The organism is Roseococcus sp. SDR, from assembly GCF_019083995.1.
Classification (GTDB): domain Bacteria; phylum Pseudomonadota; class Alphaproteobacteria; order Acetobacterales; family Acetobacteraceae; genus Roseococcus.
The window spans coordinates 152,026-169,651 of sequence record NZ_JAHRCU010000006.1; the positions used below are offsets into that span (position 1 = coordinate 152,026).

General features: G+C 71.9%; 15 protein-coding genes. 6 read left to right on the forward strand and 9 right to left on the reverse strand.

From position 1 onward, the window contains the following. Nucleotides 1-16: 16 nt before the first annotated feature. The 4 genes from mmsB to KTR66_RS08960 all read left to right on the forward strand — a co-directional run bounded on the left by mmsB (nucleotide 17) and on the right by KTR66_RS08960 (nucleotide 3,536). The gene (mmsB, locus tag KTR66_RS08945; protein ID WP_213612233.1) at nucleotides 17-892 is read left to right on the forward strand and encodes a 3-hydroxyisobutyrate dehydrogenase; all 876 of its coding nucleotides are present in this window, start codon (nucleotides 17-19) and stop codon (nucleotides 890-892) included. A 67-nt stretch (nucleotides 893-959) separates the two neighbouring features. Continuing rightward, the gene (locus KTR66_RS08950; protein ID WP_213612234.1) at nucleotides 960-1,976 is read left to right on the forward strand and encodes an ABC transporter substrate-binding protein; all 1,017 of its coding nucleotides are present in this window, start codon (nucleotides 960-962) and stop codon (nucleotides 1,974-1,976) included. Nucleotides 1,977-2,007: 31 nt separating this feature from the next. Beyond that, on the forward strand, nucleotides 2,008-2,769 hold the full coding sequence (locus KTR66_RS08955; protein ID WP_371819067.1) for an ABC transporter ATP-binding protein: 762 nt from the start codon (nucleotides 2,008-2,010) through the stop codon (nucleotides 2,767-2,769). Continuing rightward, complete coding sequence (locus KTR66_RS08960; RefSeq protein WP_213612235.1) at nucleotides 2,766-3,536, forward strand: ABC transporter permease; 771 nt, start codon at nucleotides 2,766-2,768, stop codon at nucleotides 3,534-3,536. The genes KTR66_RS08955 and KTR66_RS08960 overlap by 4 nt, the downstream gene beginning before the upstream one ends. Nucleotides 3,537-3,628: 92 nt before the next feature. On the opposite strand, the gene KTR66_RS08965 is transcribed toward KTR66_RS08960, so the two are convergent. From KTR66_RS08965 to KTR66_RS09005, 9 genes are all read right to left on the reverse strand, one after another. Then, on the reverse strand, nucleotides 3,629-4,423 hold the full coding sequence (locus KTR66_RS08965) for a DUF2939 domain-containing protein (RefSeq protein WP_213612236.1): 795 nt from the start codon (nucleotides 4,421-4,423) through the stop codon (nucleotides 3,629-3,631). Nucleotides 4,424-4,539: 116 nt separating this feature from the next. Next, the gene (locus tag KTR66_RS08970) at nucleotides 4,540-5,130 is read right to left on the reverse strand and encodes an ABC-type transport auxiliary lipoprotein family protein (protein WP_213612237.1); all 591 of its coding nucleotides are present in this window, start codon (nucleotides 5,128-5,130) and stop codon (nucleotides 4,540-4,542) included. Beyond that, nucleotides 5,127-6,140 (reverse strand): MlaD family protein, encoded by a 1,014-nt coding sequence (locus tag KTR66_RS08975; RefSeq protein WP_249731966.1) that lies wholly within the window; start codon nucleotides 6,138-6,140, stop codon nucleotides 5,127-5,129. The genes KTR66_RS08970 and KTR66_RS08975 overlap by 4 nt, the downstream gene beginning before the upstream one ends. 9 nt (nucleotides 6,141-6,149) lie before the next feature. Beyond that, entirely contained in the window at nucleotides 6,150-6,929 is a 780-nt protein-coding gene (locus tag KTR66_RS08980; protein WP_213612239.1) for an ABC transporter ATP-binding protein, read from the reverse strand. Continuing rightward, entirely contained in the window at nucleotides 6,929-8,035 is a 1,107-nt protein-coding gene (locus KTR66_RS08985; RefSeq protein WP_213612240.1) for an MlaE family lipid ABC transporter permease subunit, read from the reverse strand. The genes KTR66_RS08980 and KTR66_RS08985 overlap by 1 nt, the downstream gene beginning before the upstream one ends. 55 nt (nucleotides 8,036-8,090) lie before the next feature. Further along, the gene (locus KTR66_RS08990) at nucleotides 8,091-8,867 is read right to left on the reverse strand and encodes an RNA methyltransferase (protein ID WP_213612241.1); all 777 of its coding nucleotides are present in this window, start codon (nucleotides 8,865-8,867) and stop codon (nucleotides 8,091-8,093) included. Further along, nucleotides 8,860-9,909: an Ldh family oxidoreductase gene (locus KTR66_RS08995; protein ID WP_249731967.1), complete on the reverse strand. Its 1,050-nt coding sequence runs from the start codon at nucleotides 9,907-9,909 to the stop codon at nucleotides 8,860-8,862. Before KTR66_RS08995 ends, KTR66_RS08990 begins: the two co-directional genes overlap by 8 nt. Then, nucleotides 9,897-11,147: a cytochrome P450 gene (locus tag KTR66_RS09000; RefSeq protein ID WP_213612242.1), complete on the reverse strand. Its 1,251-nt coding sequence runs from the start codon at nucleotides 11,145-11,147 to the stop codon at nucleotides 9,897-9,899. Before KTR66_RS09000 ends, KTR66_RS08995 begins: the two co-directional genes overlap by 13 nt. Continuing rightward, nucleotides 11,144-11,893, reverse strand: coding sequence for an SDR family NAD(P)-dependent oxidoreductase (locus KTR66_RS09005; RefSeq protein WP_213612243.1), 750 nt, complete (start codon nucleotides 11,891-11,893; stop codon nucleotides 11,144-11,146). The genes KTR66_RS09000 and KTR66_RS09005 overlap by 4 nt, the downstream gene beginning before the upstream one ends. 259 nt (nucleotides 11,894-12,152) lie before the next feature. Here KTR66_RS09005 and KTR66_RS09010 point away from each other — a divergent pair, with 259 nt between their 5' ends. Together KTR66_RS09010 and KTR66_RS09015 are read left to right on the forward strand one after the other, a co-directional pair. Further along, nucleotides 12,153-13,289: an efflux RND transporter periplasmic adaptor subunit gene (locus tag KTR66_RS09010; protein ID WP_213612244.1), complete on the forward strand. Its 1,137-nt coding sequence runs from the start codon at nucleotides 12,153-12,155 to the stop codon at nucleotides 13,287-13,289. Between the two features lie 3 nt (nucleotides 13,290-13,292). Then, nucleotides 13,293-17,579, forward strand: coding sequence for a CusA/CzcA family heavy metal efflux RND transporter (locus tag KTR66_RS09015; RefSeq protein WP_213612245.1), 4,287 nt, complete (start codon nucleotides 13,293-13,295; stop codon nucleotides 17,577-17,579). Nucleotides 17,580-17,626: the final 47 nt, after the last annotated feature.

The window sequence follows — 17,626 nt, forward strand, 5'->3', positions numbered from 1 at the left end:
AACGGAGGGGCGCTTCATGGCACGCATCGGTTTCGTCGGTCTCGGCAATATGGGCCTGCCCATGGCGCGCAACCTGGCCAAGGCCGGCCATGAGGTGCGCGGCTACGACCTCAGCGCCGCCGCGATGGACGCCGCCGCCGAGGGCGGCATCCAGCGCGCGCAATCCGCGCCCGATGCCGCGCGCGGCGCCGACATCGTCATCACCATGCTGCCGGCCGGCGCCCATGTCCGCGCCGCCTGGGCCGAGATGGCGCCGGTGGCCGAGCCGCATGCCGTGCTCATTGATTGCTCCACCATCGATGTCGAGACGGCGCGCGAGGTCGCTGCCGGCAAGCCCATGCTCGACGCCCCCGTCTCCGGCGGCACCATGGGCGCGGAGGCGGGCACGCTCACCTTCATGGTGGGCGGCGATGCGGCGAGCTTCGCCAAGGCCAGGCCCATCCTGGAGAAGATGGGCCGCACCATCGTCCATTGCGGCGAGGCGGGCGCGGGCCAGGCCGCCAAGCTCTGCAACAACATGCTGCTGGCGATCTCCATGATCGGCACCAGCGAGGCCTTCACCCTGGCGGAAAAACTCGGCCTCAGCCATGCGGCGCTGTTCGAGGTGGCGAGCAAATCCTCCGGCCAGTGCTGGTCGCTCACCACCTATTGCCCGGTGCCGGGGCCCGTGCCCGGCAGCCCCGCGAACCGCGACTACAAGCCCGGCTTCGCCACCGCGCTGATGCTGAAGGATCTCGGCCTCTCGCAGCAGGCGGCGGAGGCGGCGGGCGCGGCCACGCCACTGGGTGCGGCGGCGCTGGCCCTTTACGAGCGTTTCGCGGCGGAGGGCGGTGCGGGGGCGGACTTCTCCGGCATCATCAACATGCTGCGCGGCACGCCGCGCGGGGCGTGATTCCGGAAACCCTGGCGCATCGCGACCCGCGCATCACATAATCGGACACGCCCCGCAGGAGAGAGCCATGCGCACCCGCTACCGCATCCAACGCCGCGCCTTGCTGGGCGGCGGCGCCGCCTTCGCCCTGGCCGCCGTGCCCGGCGCGCGCGTCGCCGTGCCGCAGAGCCTGGACCGCGTCTCCTTCCACACCAACTGGCGCGCCCAGGCCGAGCATGGCGGCTATTACCAGGCCGTCGCCGCCGGCCTCTATCGCCGCGCGGGCCTCGAGGTGGATCTCCGCCAGGGCGGCCCGAACCTCGATCCGGTGCGCCTGCTGGTCGCCGGCCGCGTGGACATGATCATGTCCAACGGCTTCCAGGCGCTGACCTATGTGCGCGAGAACGTGCCCGCGCTCACCATCGCCGCCATGATGCAGAAGGACCCGCAGGTCCTGATGACGCATGAGGGCAACGGCATCAACAGCTTCGAGGATATGCGCGGCCGGCCCATCCTGGTGGGCTCGGGCGGGCGCGTGACCTATTGGCCCTTCCTCAAGGCGCGCTTCGGCTTCACCGATGACCAGGTGCGCCCCTACACCTTCAACATCCAGCCCTGGCTGGTGGACCGCATGGCCATCCAGCAGGGGTTTCTCTCCTCCGAGCCGCTCTCGGCCATCCAGGCCGGCGCGCGCCCCAAGGTCTTCCTCATCGCCGATGCGGGCTATGAGAATTACCAGACGACCGTGGACATCATGCGCCCCATGATGGAGCAGCGGAGCGACGTGGTGCAGCGCTTCATCAACGCGAGCATCGAGGGCTGGACGCAATACATGCGCGGCCAGGACATCGCCGCGGCCAACCGCCTCATCATCCGCGACAATCCCGAGATGAACGAGGAGCGCATCGCCTACGCCATCCGCGTGATGAACGAGCAGGGCATCGTCATCTCGGGCGACGCCAACACCCTGGGCGTGGGCGCCATGACCGATGCGCGGTGGGAGCGCTTCTACAACACGATGCGCGATGCCGGGATCTATCCCGCCGGGCTCGACTTCCGGCGCGGCTATGACCTGCGCTTCGTGAACAAGCGGGTGGGGCTCTGACCCCGTCCGATCGGCCTCGCGGAGCGAGGGCGTGAATCGGCCGGGCAGCGTATCTCTGCTGAGACTGGACGCCGTCGGGAAGCAGTTCCCCGGCGGCGTCACGGCCGTCGAAGGCGTCTCCCTCGATATCGCCGAGGGCGATTTTCTGGCCCTGCTCGGCCCCTCCGGCTGCGGCAAATCCACCCTGCTGCGGATGATCGCGGGCCTGATCGAACCGAGCGAAGGCCGCCTCGCCTGGGGCGCCGACATGGCGGGCCGGATCGGCTTCGTCTTCCAGGAGCCCACGCTGATGCCCTGGGCCACGGCGCTGCGCAACGTGGCCCTGCCGCTGGAACTGGCCGGCACGCCCCGCGCGGAGGCCGAGCGCCGCGCCCGCGAAGCCCTGGCCCGCGTGGACCTGACCGGCTTCGAGAGCGCCTGGCCCCGCACCCTCTCGGGGGGCATGAAGATGCGCGTCTCCATCGCGCGCGCCCTCGTCACCCGCCCGCGCCTGCTGCTGATGGACGAGCCCTTCGCGGCGCTGGACGAAATCACCCGCCACCGCCTGAACGAGGATCTGCTGCGCCTTTGGCGCGATGAGCGCTTCACGACCGTCTTCGTCACCCACTCCACCTTCGAGAGCGTCTTCCTGGCCGAGCGCATCCTGGTCATGTCGCCCCGCCCCGGCCGCATCGCGGCCGAGCTGCATGTGCCAGCCGAGGACCGCGCCACGCCGGAATTCCGGACCTCTTCGTCCTATGCCGCGCACTGCCGCGCCGTCTCCCACGCGCTCTCGGCCGCGATGGCCGCATGAACCGCGCGCTGCGCATCCTGGCACCGACGATCGTCGGCCTGCTCTTCCTGGGCGGCTGGGAATGGCTCGTGCAGGCCCGCGATATCCCGCCCTATATCCTGCCGGGCCCCGTGCTGATCGGGCAGACGCTGGTGCGGGACTGGGCTTCGCTGCTGCCCTCGCTGGTCATCACGGCGCAGATCACCTTCGCCGCGCTCTTCGTCGCCGCCACGCTGGGCCTCGCCCTCGCCATCCTCTTCGCGCAGTCGCGCGTGGTGGAGATGTCGCTCTATCCCTATGCGGTGATTTTGCAGGTCACGCCCATCGTCGCCATCGCGCCGCTCATCATCATCTGGGCCGACAATCTCTGGCTCGCGCTGCTGATCTGCGCCTGGATCGTCGCCTTCTTCCCGATCCTGGCCAACACCACCACCGGGCTGAACAGCGTGGACCCGAACCTGCGCGACCTGTTCCGCCTCTACCGCGCCAGCCGCTGGCAGGTGCTGGTCCGGCTGCAATTGCCGACGGCGCTGCCCTATTTCCTGGCCGGGCTGCGCATTTCGGGCGGGCTGTCGCTGATCGGTGCCATCGTCGCCGAGTTCGTGGCCGGCACGGGCGGCTCCTCCTCGGGCCTCGCCTCGCGCATCCTCGAGACGGGCTACCAGCTCCAGATCCCGCGCATGTTCGCGGCGCTGGTGCTGGTCTCGGCCTTCGGCATCCTGATCTTCCTCTGCCTCACCCTCGTCTCGCACCTGCTGCTGCGCCGCTGGCACGAGGAGGCGAAGTAGGCCCCCTCCCCCTTGGGGCCGGGAGGGCGAAGGACGCGCGGCGCCGTCCATCACGCTCCCGGCCATCCCGGGGGGGATCTGGTTTCCGCCGCTTACCGCAGCCGCGCGGGAAGCTGCGCCGGGAGCTGGATGGCCTGGACCTCCCAGCGCAGGCGCATCGGGTCGGTGAGCGCCAGGGTCAGCGTGGCCGAGCGGTCGGGCACGTTGACCGAGGTGAGCGTCACCTCCCACAGCCCGGCCTCGACCAGCCGCACCCGGCTGAGCATATCCCGCGCCGGCTGGCTGCCCCCGGCGGCGAGCCGCTCGTTCAGCAGCACGGCGAGGCCGGCGGGCGAGGCCAGGCGCTCGGCCATGTCCTGCGCCATGCCGGTGATGAAGTCCGGCATGGGTGCCGTGGAGTTGCGCTGCGTCTCGGCGGCGAGCGCCGCGTTGAGCGCGGGGCGCAGCGTGTTCCAGTCGATGTAGTGGGCCAGCGCCGCCGCATCGCCGCGCTGGATCGCGGCAGCCACCTGCACGGCGGAAGCGACGGGCGAGCCCGCATAGACCGCGACCAGCGTACAGGCCATGACGGCCAGGACGCGCTTGAAGCGCCCAAGGCCCCGCTTGGGTTGCACCTGGCGGCGGGCGGCCTGGGCGGCACGCAGGCGCTCGGCCTCGGTGCTCCAGCGTTCGACCGAATCTTCCAGGAAGGAGCGCCGGATGGCGCCGGTGCGGCTCTGCCGGGCCTGGATGAGGCCACGCAAACGGCCCACCGGGTCCCGCCGCGGGGCGGTTTGGGTGGCCCCCGCCACCATCCCCGCCGGGTTGGACATTTCGGAACGAGCGGCCTGGCGAGCGTCAAACTCCGCCCAGACCTCGTCCCACGTATTGCTACACGTGGTACTCATCTTAATCCCCCATATTCCCCAGGCCGAGAATGGCTGATGCTCAAATCAGAGCAAAGTCTCCATTTTGAGAATATGTCGGGAAAAGCGTATATTCTTGGTTAACGCCGTTCCTAAACTTAGACTAGAGAGACAATCCAGGACTCGAGCGCGGCGAAGGCCTGGCCCAGCGCCGCCTGCATCGCCGCGGCCCGTTGCGCCGCGCCCGCCTCCAACGCGACCGGAGACCGGCCTTCCACAACGGTTTGTCCAAGGGCGCGGGCGTCACCCAGCCCACCCGCCTGCGCCAGAAGCAGCGCCGCCAAGCTCGCTCGGGCGCCATCAGGCCCCACCTGGAGCGCCACCAACTCTGTCTCTAAAACAAGAAAAGTCGCCAAACGTGAACCGGGCGCCGTCACCGCGGTGAAGCGGCCCGAGGCGAGCAGCCATTGCCGCAGCGCCAGCTCCGCCAATTCGGCCGGGGGTGCCAGCCATTCCTCATAGGGCGCCACCTCGACCTGCCCCGCGCCACGCAGCCGCTGCAGCCCGCGCTGCTCCATCCCCGGGGCGGCCCGCATGCTCCGCACCAGCAGGGCCTGGCGCAGCCGCGCGCCCGGCGGCCCCTCCCGCCGAGGAGACAGGGCAAAGCGTTGGGATTCGATGAAGGGCCGGTCCGGCAGGACCGAGCAGCCGGCCAGCAATGGCAGGCCAAGGAGGATGCGGCGGTTCATCGTGTGGCTCCGGGCGGGGCCGGGGGCGGCGCGCCCCACAAGGCCTGGGAGGGCGAGCGCCGCAGCGCCTCGGTCGTCTCGCGCAGATTGGCGGTGGCGGCGCGCAGATCCCGCAGCAGGGGCGCCAGCTCGGCCTGGACATCGGTGGTGGCGTTGCGCGCCGCCCGCAGGCTGGAATCGAGCTGCCCGATCGTCCCCGGAAGCCGCGCCGTCGCCCGCCGCAGATCCTGCGCGGCGGCGCCCATGGCGGTGAGCGTCTCCCGCACCTCGGCCCCATCGGCCAGGCCCTTGATGGCGCCGGCCGTGGCGCGCAGCTCAGACACCGCGCCCGGCACATCGGCCTGGCTCGCGATGGCGCGCAGCTCCTGCATCAGCGTCGCCGCCTCGCGCAGCGCCACCGCCACCTCGCCCGTATCGGTCTGCCGCCGGAGATCGAGGAAGAGGTCGTTGATGTTCGCCACCACCGCCGCGAAGTCGATGCCCTGGATCTGCCGCAGCACCATCTCGGCCGCGCTGGTCACCTGCGCCACCGTCGAGGGCACGGCCGGAATCCAGGCAAAGCGGGGCGTCCAGGGCAGCGTCGGCACCGGATAGCGATCGGCATCCAGGAAATCCAGCTCGATATAGGCGACGCCGGTGATGCCCTGGCTCGCCAGCCGCGCGCGCAGCCCCGCCGCCACCGCGTCATCGGTGGAGGGCACGTCGCCCACCCGCGTCAGGCTGACCGCGAAGCGCACCACCACGAGCTGGAAGGCCGCGGCGAAGGCCTCGCCTTCCGGCCGGCGATACTCGGCCGAAGCAAGGCCGATCTCGGTCACCCGCCCCACCGAGACGCCGCGATACCGCACGGGCGAGCCGACCTCGAGCCCCTGCACGCTCTCCCGGATATAGGTCTCGAACATCACGTCGCTGCGGCTCAGCCGGTTCTGCGTCAGGAACAGCACCACCCCCACCAGGAGTGCCAGCCCCACCACCACCAGCAGCCCGACCGAGAGCTGGATCCTGCGCATGCTCGCCATCTACATCACCTCCCGCCGGAAGAAGGCGCGCACCGTGGGGTGCTCGCTTTCGTCCCGCAGCCGCTTCGGGTCGCCCTCGGCGATCATCCCCTGCGCCTCCTTGTCCAGCATGATGCAGCGGTCCCCGATGGCCAGGATGGATTGCAGCTCATGCGTCACCACCACGAAGGTCGTCCCCGTCTCCCGCGCGAGTGACAGGATCAGCGCATCAAGCCCCGCCGAGGTGATGGGATCGAGCCCCGCGCTCGGCTCATCCAGGAACAGGATCTCGGGGTCCAGCGCCATGGCGCGCGCGATGCCGGCGCGCTTGAGCATGCCGCCCGAGATTTCCGCGGGCAACCGGTCCTGCGCATCGCCCAGGCCCACCAGGCCGAGCTTGGCGCTGGCCACCAGCGCGCGCGCCGCCTGGGGCAGCTTGGTGTGCGCCTCGATCGGCAGCATCACATTCTCGGCCAGCGTCAGCGAGCCGAGCAGAGCGCCCGATTGCCACATGACGCCGATGCGGCGCAGCAGCGCGCGCCGCGCCTCGCCCTCCAGCCCCGTCCAGTCGCCCTCCAGCACGCGGATCTTGCCCTTGGAGGGCGGCATCAGCCCGATCAGCAGCTTGAGGAGGGTGGACTTGCCGCAACCGGAGCCGCCGAGGATGACGAAGACCTCGCCGCGGCGGACCTCGAAGGTCACATCCTTGAAGATGGTGCGCGCGCCGAAGCGCATGGCCACACCCTCGGCCGTCAGCACCGCCGGCGCGCCCTGGGATGGAGTCGGGGGGGTTTCCACCATCACCAGCCCAGCCGGAAGAAGAGGATGGCGAAGAGGCCGTCCAGCACCACCAGCGCCACGATGCCGCCCACCACGGCGGCGGTCGCCGCATCGCCCACCGCGCGCGGCCCACGCCCGGCGGACAAGCCCGCCTGGCAGCCGATATAGCCGATGGCCAGCCCGAAGATCGCGGCCTTGCCCAGGCCGCCGGCCAGATCCTCCAGCGAGAGCCATTGCTCGAGCTGGTTGAGCACGGCGACCGGCGGGAAGCCCAGCGTCGCCATCACGATCATCATGCCGAGGATGCCGGTGACGTTCATCACCATCGCCAGCGCCGGCATGACCAGGGTGGAGGCGAGAATCCGCGGCACCACCAGCCAGGCCACGGGGTCGAGCCCCATGATCTTCAGCGCGTCCACCTCCTCGTTCACCCGCATGGTGCCGAGTTCCGCCGCATAGGCCGAGCCGGTGCGCCCGGCGAGGATGATCGAGGCGAGCAAGGGCCCCAGCTCGCGCGTCAGCGAGATGCCGACCAGCTGCGGGATGAAGATCTCCGCGCCGAATTGCCGCATGGGAACGGAGGATTGGAAAGCCAGGATCACGCCGATCAGCGTGCCGAGCAGGATGCAGAGGGGGAAGGCGCGCGTGCCCGCCTCGTCCAGGTGGCGCATCACCTCGGCCCAGCGCAGCCGCCAGGGGCGCGGGATGAGGCGAAGGGATGCCAGCACCGTCTCGCCCAGGAAGGCCATGCGCGCTGCCACGGCGCGAAGCCGGTCCAGCGTGGCGGCGCCAATCATGGTCAGCGGGCGGAAGGGCCGGGGCGCGGGCGCCGGCGGCTCGGGCGGGATGGCCTTGCGGAAACGCTCCAGGGCGCCGCGCGGCGCGGCCTCCGTCGGCTCGCGCCACTCGGCCGCGCCGGCCTGGCGCGCCAGCGAGACGAGCAGCGCGGCGCCGCCGGAATCGAGCTGCGTCACGCCGGCCGCGTCCAGCGTCAGGGGATCGCCCGGCCGCGCCGCGCGATGCGCCGCCTCCCAGCCGGCCGTGGCGGCGGCGGTGTCCAGCGTGCCGCGGAAGCGCAGGACGAGACGGCCGGCCTCGGTCTCGGCCTGGAAGGGGGCGCTTGGCATCTGGCCGGGACCATGCACGCCCCGCGTGCAGGCGTTCAAGAGGTTTCCCGGGATGTCAGGCCTGCAAGGCGTGCAGCAGCACCGCCGTGGCTGCCGCAACATTGAGACTCTCGACGAGGCCCGAGCCCGGCAGCGTCACGCGCTCGGCGCAGCAGGCCAGGATCTCGGGCGAGAGCCCCGTCTCCTCCGCGCCCATGACCAGCGCGATGGGCTTGTTGCGCGCGATCCGCGCCGGTGGCAGCCCGCCCGAGGCGACGGCGCCCACCACATGCCACTGGCCCGAGAAACGCCGCAGCGTGCTGCCCAGGTCCTCCGCGCGGAACACGGCCAGGTGCTCCAGCGCGCCCTCGGAGGTGCGGAAGGCGGCGTCCGAGAGATCCGCCTGGCGCTGGTCGCCCGAGAGCAGCAGCGCCTTGGCGTGGAAGAAGGCGGCCGCGCGCGCGATGGCGCCGAGATTGTGCGGATTGCCGATACCGTCCAGCACCAGCAGCACGGGGGCGGCGAAGAGCACGGGCGGCGGCGGGTTCGGGATGGGCAGCGCGCGGCGCGGATCGGCGATGGCGACGATGCCGCCATGGTGCTCGGTGCCCGCGATCTTCGCCAGCTCATCCTCCAGCACCTCGCGATAGGCCTTTCGGTGCCGCGCCAGATAGCGGCAGAGGGGCCCCGCGACCGGCCGGCGCTCGGCCAGGTAATGCAGCCGCTGCACCGCCTCCGGCCGGCGGAGAAAGAGGGCGCGCACCGCATTCACCCCGCAGATGCGCTGCGGCTCCGGCCGGCGGGGCGGCGGCGGATAGGCGGAGGGGCCGTAGCCGCCACGGAACTCAGACATCGGCCATGGCCTTGAGCTGCGCCAACAGCGCTTCCGGCACGGCGATGCCAGCGTCCTCGGCGCGGGCGGTGAGCCCGTCTCGCCGCGCGCCGGGCAGGCGGACGCCCTCATCGCCCAGCATGGCCGTGACCAGGGCTTCCATCCGGTCCAGGAAAGCGTCGCTTCCCGCCAGCGCGCCGGGGTCCACCGCCAGGATCGCGTGGCCCAGGCGCGGCGGGTTGGGCGAGGGGGCGAAGAAGCTGTCCGCCTCGAAGCCGAAGGCCGCCCCGCCCAGCGCCACGCAGAGCACCTCCACCACCAATGCCAGCGCCGCGCCCTTGGCGCCGCCCATGGCCAGCATCGCGCCATCCAGCGCTGCCTTGGCGTCGGTGGTCGGGCGGCCTTGGGAATCCAGCGCCCAGCCCTCCGGGATCGGCCGACCCTCCTTGGCGGCGACCATGATCTTGCCGCGCGCGACCTCGGAGAGGGCGAGGTCCACCACCATCGGCGCCGCATCCCGGCGCGGGAAGGCGGCGGCGACCGGGTTGGTGCCCAGCAGCGGGCGCCTGCCCCCCGGCACCGGCATGGCATAGGGCGAATTGGTGAAGGCCAGCGCCACCAGCCCGCGCCGCGCGAGGCGCCGCACGGGCAAAGCCATGGCGCCCGCATGATGGCTGTTGGTGATGGCGATGAAGGAAACACCATGCGCCGCCGCGCGCCGCGCCGCCTCTTCCTCGGCCAGGCGCAGCGCGGGATAGGCAAGCCCGTTGCCCGCATCCACCAGGGCCGCCCCACCCCGCTCTCGCGTCACGCGCGCGAGGGCCGCGCCATCCGCCCGCCCCTCGCGCAGGAAGCCCGCATACATCGCAACGCGGGAGAGGCCGTGGCCGCCCTGCCCCTCCGCCTCGGCGGCCACGAGGGCCTCGGCGGTCAACGCCGCCATCTCCGGATTGGCTCCGGCGGCGGTCAGGGCGGCGGCGGCAAGGGCGCGGGCTTCGGCGAGGCTGATGGTCATGCCCCGGTTGAAGCGCGGATCAGCCCCCAGGGCAATCAGAGGGGACAATCGGCCCGCCGCTCCAGACGCATGGGCAAGCGCTCGGCCAGCGAGAGTGTCAGCCCTGCGCGCGGCACCACGGGTGGCCCGGGCAGCGGGCGCAGCCGAACGCGCCGCGCGAGATGCGCGAGCACCCGCATGGCGGCCTGCATGGTGAAGGCCTCGCCCACGCAATGCCGGGCACCGAGGCCGAAGGGAAGGTAGGTGAAGGGCCTGGGCGGCGGCGCGTCGGGCAGGAAGCGCGCCGGACGGAACTCATCCGGCGCCTCCCAATGGTCGGCGTGGCGGTGCACCAGCCAGGGCGACACGAAGGCGATGCTGCCCTTGGGCACGGGCAGCACGCCCACCTGCGTCGCCCGCCCCGCCACGCGCGCGATCAGCGGCAGTGGCGGATAGAGCCGCAGTGCCTCCTGCAGCACGGCGCGCAGCCAGGGGCCGTCCTCGTTGCCGGAATCGAGTTCCGCGTGCAGCGCCGCCTCCACCTCCGGTGCCTGGCCCAGCAGGAAACACGCGGCCGCGAGCAGGCCGGAGAGCGCCTCATGACCGATGGCGAAGAGCGAGATCGCCTCATCCCGCGCGCCCGCCTCCGGCAGCGCGGCGGCGAGCCCCTGCCCGCTTTTCCGCGCCTGCGCCAGCAGCGGCTCGACCAGGGCGCGGATGCGCTTCGCATCGCCGCCGAGGCGCAGCCGCACCAGCGGCTCCGGCAGGGCCAGGAGGGTGACGAGCCCGGCCCCGCTGATCTTGCCGCGATAGGCACGGGCGAGGCGAATCATCTCGCGCGGGTCATCCGCCGCGCTGCCGAAGATCAGGCGCAGCAGCAGGCTGGCCGAGATCCGCTCCATCTCGGCGATCACGTCGAGCGTCGCGCCCGCGGGCCAGGCGGCCCAGTCATCCGGCGTGCTCTCCAGCGCGCCCGCCATGGCGCGCTCCACCCCCGCGCGCCGGCCCGCCCAGGCCCTGCCCTCTGCCACGAAGAGCCCCTCGCCCAGCAGCGGCACGAGCAGCTTGGAGAGCTGTGCGGGCTTGGCCGCGAAGACCTCCGCCTGCGTCACCAGCACCGCCTCGATGGCGGCCGGGCGGTTGAAGACGATCAGCTTCTGGCCCAGCGCCTCCAGCAGCGTGCCGGAATTGCGGAACATCTCCTCGCCCCAGACCTCCAGCAGGCTGCGGCTGGCCTTGGCGAGAAGCTCGGTGGCCGGGATGTCGCCGCGGTGGCGCGGCGGGACGGGCGGCGTCGTGCCGCTCATTCCTTGTGGACGCGCAGCGGGCCGAAGGCCTGGCCCACCGGCATCATCTGCAGCGTGTTGATGTTCACGCGGGCCGGCAGCGTCGCGCACCAGTGCACGGCCTCCGCCACATCCTCGGGCGTCAGCGGCTCGGCCCCGGCATAGACGCCGGCCGCCTTCGCATCGTCGCCATGAAAGCGGACATTGCTGAACTCCGTGCCGCCGACGAGGCCCGGCTCGATGTCGGTCACCCGCACCTTGGTGCCCCAGAGATCAGCCCGCAGGTTCAGGCTGAAATGGCGGACGAAGGCCTTGCTCGCGCCATAGACATTGCCGCCGGGGTAGGGAAATTCGCCCGCCGTCGAGCCCAGGTTGATGATGTGCCCGCGGTTGCGCGCCACCATCCCCGGCAGCACCGCGCGCGTCACATACATCAGGCCCTTGATGTTGGTGTCCACCATCGCGTCCCAGTCATCGAGGTCCGCCTCCTGCGCGCCGGCAAGGCCGAGGGCGAGGCCCGCATTGTTCACGCAAACGTCAATCTCGGCCCAGTCGGCCGGCAGGCCCGCGATGGCGGCAGCCACCGCGGCGCGGTCCCGCACGTCGAGCACGAGCGGCAGGAGGCGATCGGCGCCCAGTTCCGCGCGCAGCGTCTCCAGCCGTTCCGCCCGGCGCCCGGCCGCGATGATGCGCGCGCCCGTGCCGGCGAAGCGCTGGGCGATGACGCGGCCGAAGCCGGCGGTGGCGCCGGTGACGAGGATGATCATGCGAGGGCTCCGTTCAGTTTGGCGCAAGCCTTGGTTCAGGCGGGATCAAGGCAGGCCCCTGTAATGCCCCGCCCCGCCGGGACTTGAAACCTTCCGACAGATGAACCAAATGTCATCTTGTCGGCCGGCGCTGGAGATCGCAGGCATGCGGCACGCCCCACCAGTCCAAGGGGCCTGTTGAGCCGACTTCCGGAATCGCTCCGGGACCCTGAGCGCTGAGCCGTGCGCTCTCCAGAGGACCTGTATTTGGAGAGTCGTGATGCCCGTCCGCATCGCGCGCCGCTTGTGCGCGCCCATGCTTCTGCTTGCCGCCCTGCAACCGCCAGTGGCGCGCCCCGCCCTCGCGCAACCCGGCACGCCCGATATCCAGATCCGCCTGGATGACCGTCAGTTCCGCGCCGGCGGCTTCGAAATCGGCCGCGTCGAGCCCGAGACCGGCCCCTCCGAAATCCTCCTCCCCGGCCAGGTGGTGGTGCCGCCGACGCAGCTCCGTGTCATCGCCGCCCCGGCGGCGGGCCTGATCGAAAGCCTCTTCGTCGCCCCGGATGAGCGGGTGCGCGCCGGCCAGGCCGTGGCCCGGCTGCGCAGCACCGAGCTGGTGGAGGCGCAGCGCCTCTTCCTCGAGGCCGCGACCGGCGCCGAACTCGCCCAGGAAAAGCTCCGCCGCGACGAAGAGCTGTATCGCGAGCGCGTGATCGCCGAGCGCCGCCTGATCGTCACCCGCGCCGAGGCGACGGCGGCCGCCGCCGCGCTGGATGAGCGCACGCAGCTGCTCAACCTCCTCGGTCTCAGCGATCCGGAGGTGGCGGAGCTGCGCCGCACCCGCCGCATCCAGCAGGGGCTGACGGTGACGAGCCCGGTCTCGGGCGTCGTCCTCGGCCGCGCCGCGACGCCGGGCGAGCGCGTCGCCCAGGCCGCGCCGCTGATGACCATCGGCGACCTCAGCACCCTCTGGATCAACATCCAGGTCCCACTCTCCCGCGCGCCCGCGCTGGAAGCCAATGCCCGCGTGCTCGTTCCGGCCCAGGGCGCGGAAGGCTTCGTGCTGCGCATCGGCCGTACCGCCGATGCCGCGACGCAGAGCGTGACCGCGGTGGCCGAGATGCATCGCGGCGCCGATGCGCTGCGCCCCGGCCAGGCGGTGACCGTGGCGCTGCAGCTGCGCGGCAACGGCATGCCGCAATACCGCGTGCCCGCCGGCAGCGTGGTGCGCCACCGTGAGCGCAGCTGGGTCTTCATCCGCACCCCCACCGGCTTCACCGCGCGCCCCGTGACCGTGCTGAACGAGACGGCGCAATTCACCTCGATCCGCGGCGGGCTCGCGCCCACGGACCAGATCGCCACGCGCGGCCTGCTGGCGCTGCTCGCCGAGCTCTCCGAAGCGGATGGGGGCTGAACCATGCTCGGAAAGCTTGTTGATACGGCGCTGCGCCAGCGGCTGCTGGTGCTCATCGCCGCCCTCGGTCTCGCCGTCTGGGGCTTCCAATCCTACCGGGCCCTGCCGATCGACGCCTTCCCCGACGTGGCGCCGACGCAGGTGCTCGTCTCCATGCGCGCGCCGGGCCTCACGCCGGAGGAGCTGGAGCGCCGCGTGACCGCCCCGGTCGAGCTCGCGATGCGCGGCATCCCGAACCTCGTCTTCATGCGTTCGGTCACGCGCTTCTCGGTCACGCTGATGACCTTCGAATTCTCCGCCGGGACCGACATCTACTGGGCCCGCGCCCAGGTGAACGAACGGCTGAACGAGCTGGAGGACCAGCTGCCCGACGGCGTCTCGGGCGGCCTCGCCCCCATCATCACGCCGCTCGCCGAGATGCTGATGTTCACGCTGGAGGGCGAAAACCTCTCCCCCACCGAGGCGCGCACCCTGATGGACTGGGTGGTGCGCCCGCAGCTGCGCGCCGTGCCCGGCGTGGCCGATGTGAACGTGCTGGGCGGCTTCGTGCGCACCTATGAGGTCGTCCCCGACCCCGCCGCCATGGCCGCGCGCGGCATCTCCACCGGCATGCTGGAGGAGGCGCTGGAGCGCAACAACCGCAATGACGGCGCGGGCCGCATCCGCGACGGCGAGGAGGCGCTGCTGGTCCGCGCCGAGGGCCGCATCCAGTCGCTGGAAGACGTGCGCGCCATCGTGCTCGCCGCCCGCCCCACCGGCGTGGTGCGCGTGGGCGATGTGGCCGATGTGCGCTTCGGCGCGCTGCCGCGCAACGGCGTGGTGACGCGCGACGGCGAGGGCGAGGCGGTCTGGGGCATCGTGCTCGGCCTGCGCGGCGCCAATGCGCGCTCGGTGGTGGAAGGGGCGCGCGCGCGCTTCCCCGCCATCCAGAACGCCCTGCCGGATGGCGTGAACCTCGTCGTCTTCTATGACCGCGCCGACCTGATCGGGAAGGCGGTCTGGACCGTGCAGAAGGTGCTGCTGGAGGCGATCGCGCTCGTCGTCGTGCTGCTGATCCTCTTCCTCGGCAACTGGCGGGCGGCGCTGGTGGTCTCGCTCAGCCTGCCGCTCGCCGTGCTCGTCACCTTCGGGCTGATGAATTACTTCGGCCTCTCGGCCAACATCATGTCGCTCGGCGGCCTCGCCATCGCCATCGGCCTGCTGGTGGATTGCGCCGTGGTGGTGGTGGAGAACGCGGCGCATCGCTTCGGCATGGAGAAGATGGCCAAGCTCACCCTCGCCCAGCGCATCCGCTTCACGGCGGAAGCGACGCGCGAGGTGATGGTGCCCCTCGTCTCGGGCGTCATCATCATCATCGCGGTCTTCGTCCCCCTGCTCTCGCTGCAGGGGCTGGAAGGCCGGCTCTTCGGGCCGGTCGCGCTCACCATCGCCTTCGCGCTCGTCGCCGCGCTGGCGCTGGCGCTGGCGGTGGTGCCGGTGATGTGCGCCTTCCTGCTGAAGGGCGGCCACCATAAGGAGCCCTGGCTGGTCCGCAAGCTGCACGCCGCCTATGACCCCTTCCTCGAATGGGCCATGGCGCGCCCCTTCCGGGTCGCGGCCACCGCCGGCATCGGGCTCGTCCTCGCCGGCCTCGCCTTCACGCGGATCGGCAGCATCTTCATCCCCGTCATGGATGAAGGGACACCGGTGGTGACGGTGCGCAAGCACCCCACCATCGGCGTCGAGGAAGCCGCCGAGACCGACCAGCGCATCGCGCGCGAGATCATCGCCCGCGTGCCCGAGGTGCGCGGCATCATGTCCCGCGCCGGCGCCGACGAACTCGGCATCGACCCGGTCGGCCTGAACGAGACGGACATGTTCTTCACCCTCGCCCCGCCGGAGGAATGGCGGGATGAGGCGAAGCGTGGCGGCACGCCCTGGATCCTCGACCAGGTGCGCCAGGTGCTGGAGGGCTTCCCCGGCACCAGCTTCTCCTTCAGCCAGCCCATCGACATGCGCGTGCAGGAGATGATCATCGGCGCGCGCGGCGACGTGGTGATCAAGGTCGTCGGCCCCGACATCCCGGAGCTGAACCGCATCGCGCGCGAGGTCGCGGCCGCCGTCAACGGTGTCACCGGCAGCGCCGATGTCTTCGCGCTGCGCAACGAGGGCATGAAGTACCTGACGGTCCGCGTGGATCGCCTCGCCGCCGGCCGCCTCGGCCTGAACGCGAGCGATGTGCAGGAGGCGCTGCGCGTCTGGGTGGATGGCCGCAATGTCGGCCAGGTGCTGGAGGGCGACCGCCGCATCCCGCTGCTGCTGCGCGGCGAGGAGGGGCTGCGCCGCTCCGCCGCCGACCTCGCCCGCGTGCAGATCGCACTCCCGGGCGGCGGCACGGTGCTGCTGAGCCAGGTGGCGGAAATCCGCGAGGAGGAGGGTGCCGTGCAGGTGATCCGCGAACAGGCCGAACGCTTCGCGACGGTGCTGAGCAATGTCCGCGGCCGCGACATCGGCGGCTTCGTGGCCGAGGCGCAGGCGCGCGTGGCCGAACGCGTCCAGCTGCCCCAGGGCTACCGCCTCATCTGGGGCGGGCAGTTCGAGAACCAGCAGCGCGCCCAGGCGCGGCTCGCCATCGTCGTGCCCATCGCGCTCGGCGCCATCTTCCTGCTGCTCTACCTGACCTTCGGCAGCGTGCGGCAGGCCACGCTGGTCTTCTGCAACGTGCCCTTCGCACTGATCGGCGGCGTGATCGCGCTCTGGGCCTCCGGCGAGTTCATCTCGGTGCCCGCCTCGGTCGGCTTCCTCACGCTCATCGGCATCGCGGTGCTGAACGGCGTGGTGCTGATCAGCTACATCAACCGCCTGATCGCGGAGGAAGGCCTCAGCCTCGAACAGGCGGTGCGCGAGGGGGCGAAGCGCCGCATGACGCCGGTGGTGCTGACGGCGATGATCGCGGCCCTCGCCCTCGTGCCCTTCCTGTTCGCCACCGGCCCGGGCAGCGAGATTCAGCGGCCGCTCGCCATCGTCGTCATCGGCGGGCTGGTGACGGCGACGAGCCTGACGCTGATCCTGCTGCCCATCCTCTATGAGCGCTTCGCCCTGCCGCGGGTGAAGGCGCCGGCGGCGGCGGTGGCGGCGGTGCTGGCCGCGGTGATCCTGCCCATGGGTGCCGCGCAGGCCCAGGGGAATGGGAACGGCCAGCTCGCGCGGCATCTGGAGGCGGCGCTCGCGCTGGATGCCGGCTTCCGCGGCCTGGAGGCGCAGCGCGGCGCGGCGGCCGCTCGCGGCGCCACCGCGCGTTCGCCCATCGCGGGCTCCCCGGCCCTGGGCGGCTCCTTCCGCTCCGGCACGCAGGGGCCGGGCCAGGTGCGCGAGACGGATCTGGAGATCGCGGCCCCCATGTGGCTGCCGGGCCAGCGCAGCGCGCTGCAGGGCACGGTGGATGGCGCGGTGACCGAGGTGGATGGCCGCATCGCCCTGCGCCGCCTCGAAGTCGCCGGGCTGCTGCGCGAGGCCTGGTGGGACGCGGCCGAGGCGCGCCGCTCCGCCCAGCTCGCGCGCGAGCGCCTGAACACGGCGCGCGAGATCGCCCGCGACGTGGCCCGCCGCGCCGATCTGGGCGACATCCCGCCCACCGAGGCGCTGCTGGCGCGCAACGAAACGCTGAGCGCGGAACTTGCCCTCGCCCAGGCCGATGCGGCGGCGGCGCAGGCCGTCCAGGCCTATCGCACGCTGACCGGCGGGCTGGAGCCGAACCTGCCGGTGGAGACGCCGCGCCAGGCCGCCCGCCACCCGGCGGTGGTTTCGGCGGAGGCGTCGCTGGCTCATGCGGAAGCACGCCAGCGCCTCGTCGCCGCCACGCCGATGGACAACCCGGAACTCGGCTTCTTCGGCCGGCAGGAGGGCGGCACGGGAATGAGCGACACGACAAGCCTTGGCCTGCGCGTGCGCATCCCGCTCGCCACGGAGGCCCGCAACGCGCCCCGCCGCGCGGAGGCCGAGAGCGACATCACCCGCGCGACGGCCGAACTGACCCAGGCGCGGCGCCTGGTGCAGGCCGCCACCGCCCGCGCCCAGGCCGAGCTGCGCACGAGCGAGGAGGCGCTGCGCATCGCCCGCCAGCGCCTGGCCCTGGCACGCGAGCAGGAGGCGATCGCGCTGCGCGCCTTCCGCGCGGGCGAGACCGGCACCTTCGACCTGTTCCGCGTCCGCCAGCTCCGGCTGGAGGCGGCGAATGATGAGGGCGCGGCCAGCATCGCCGCCAGCCGCGCGCGCTCCCGCCTGAACCAGGCGGCGGGGGTGGTGCCGTAGCGGGAGCATGATCCGCGGAGGCGGCTTCGCCGAAGCGGTGAATCATC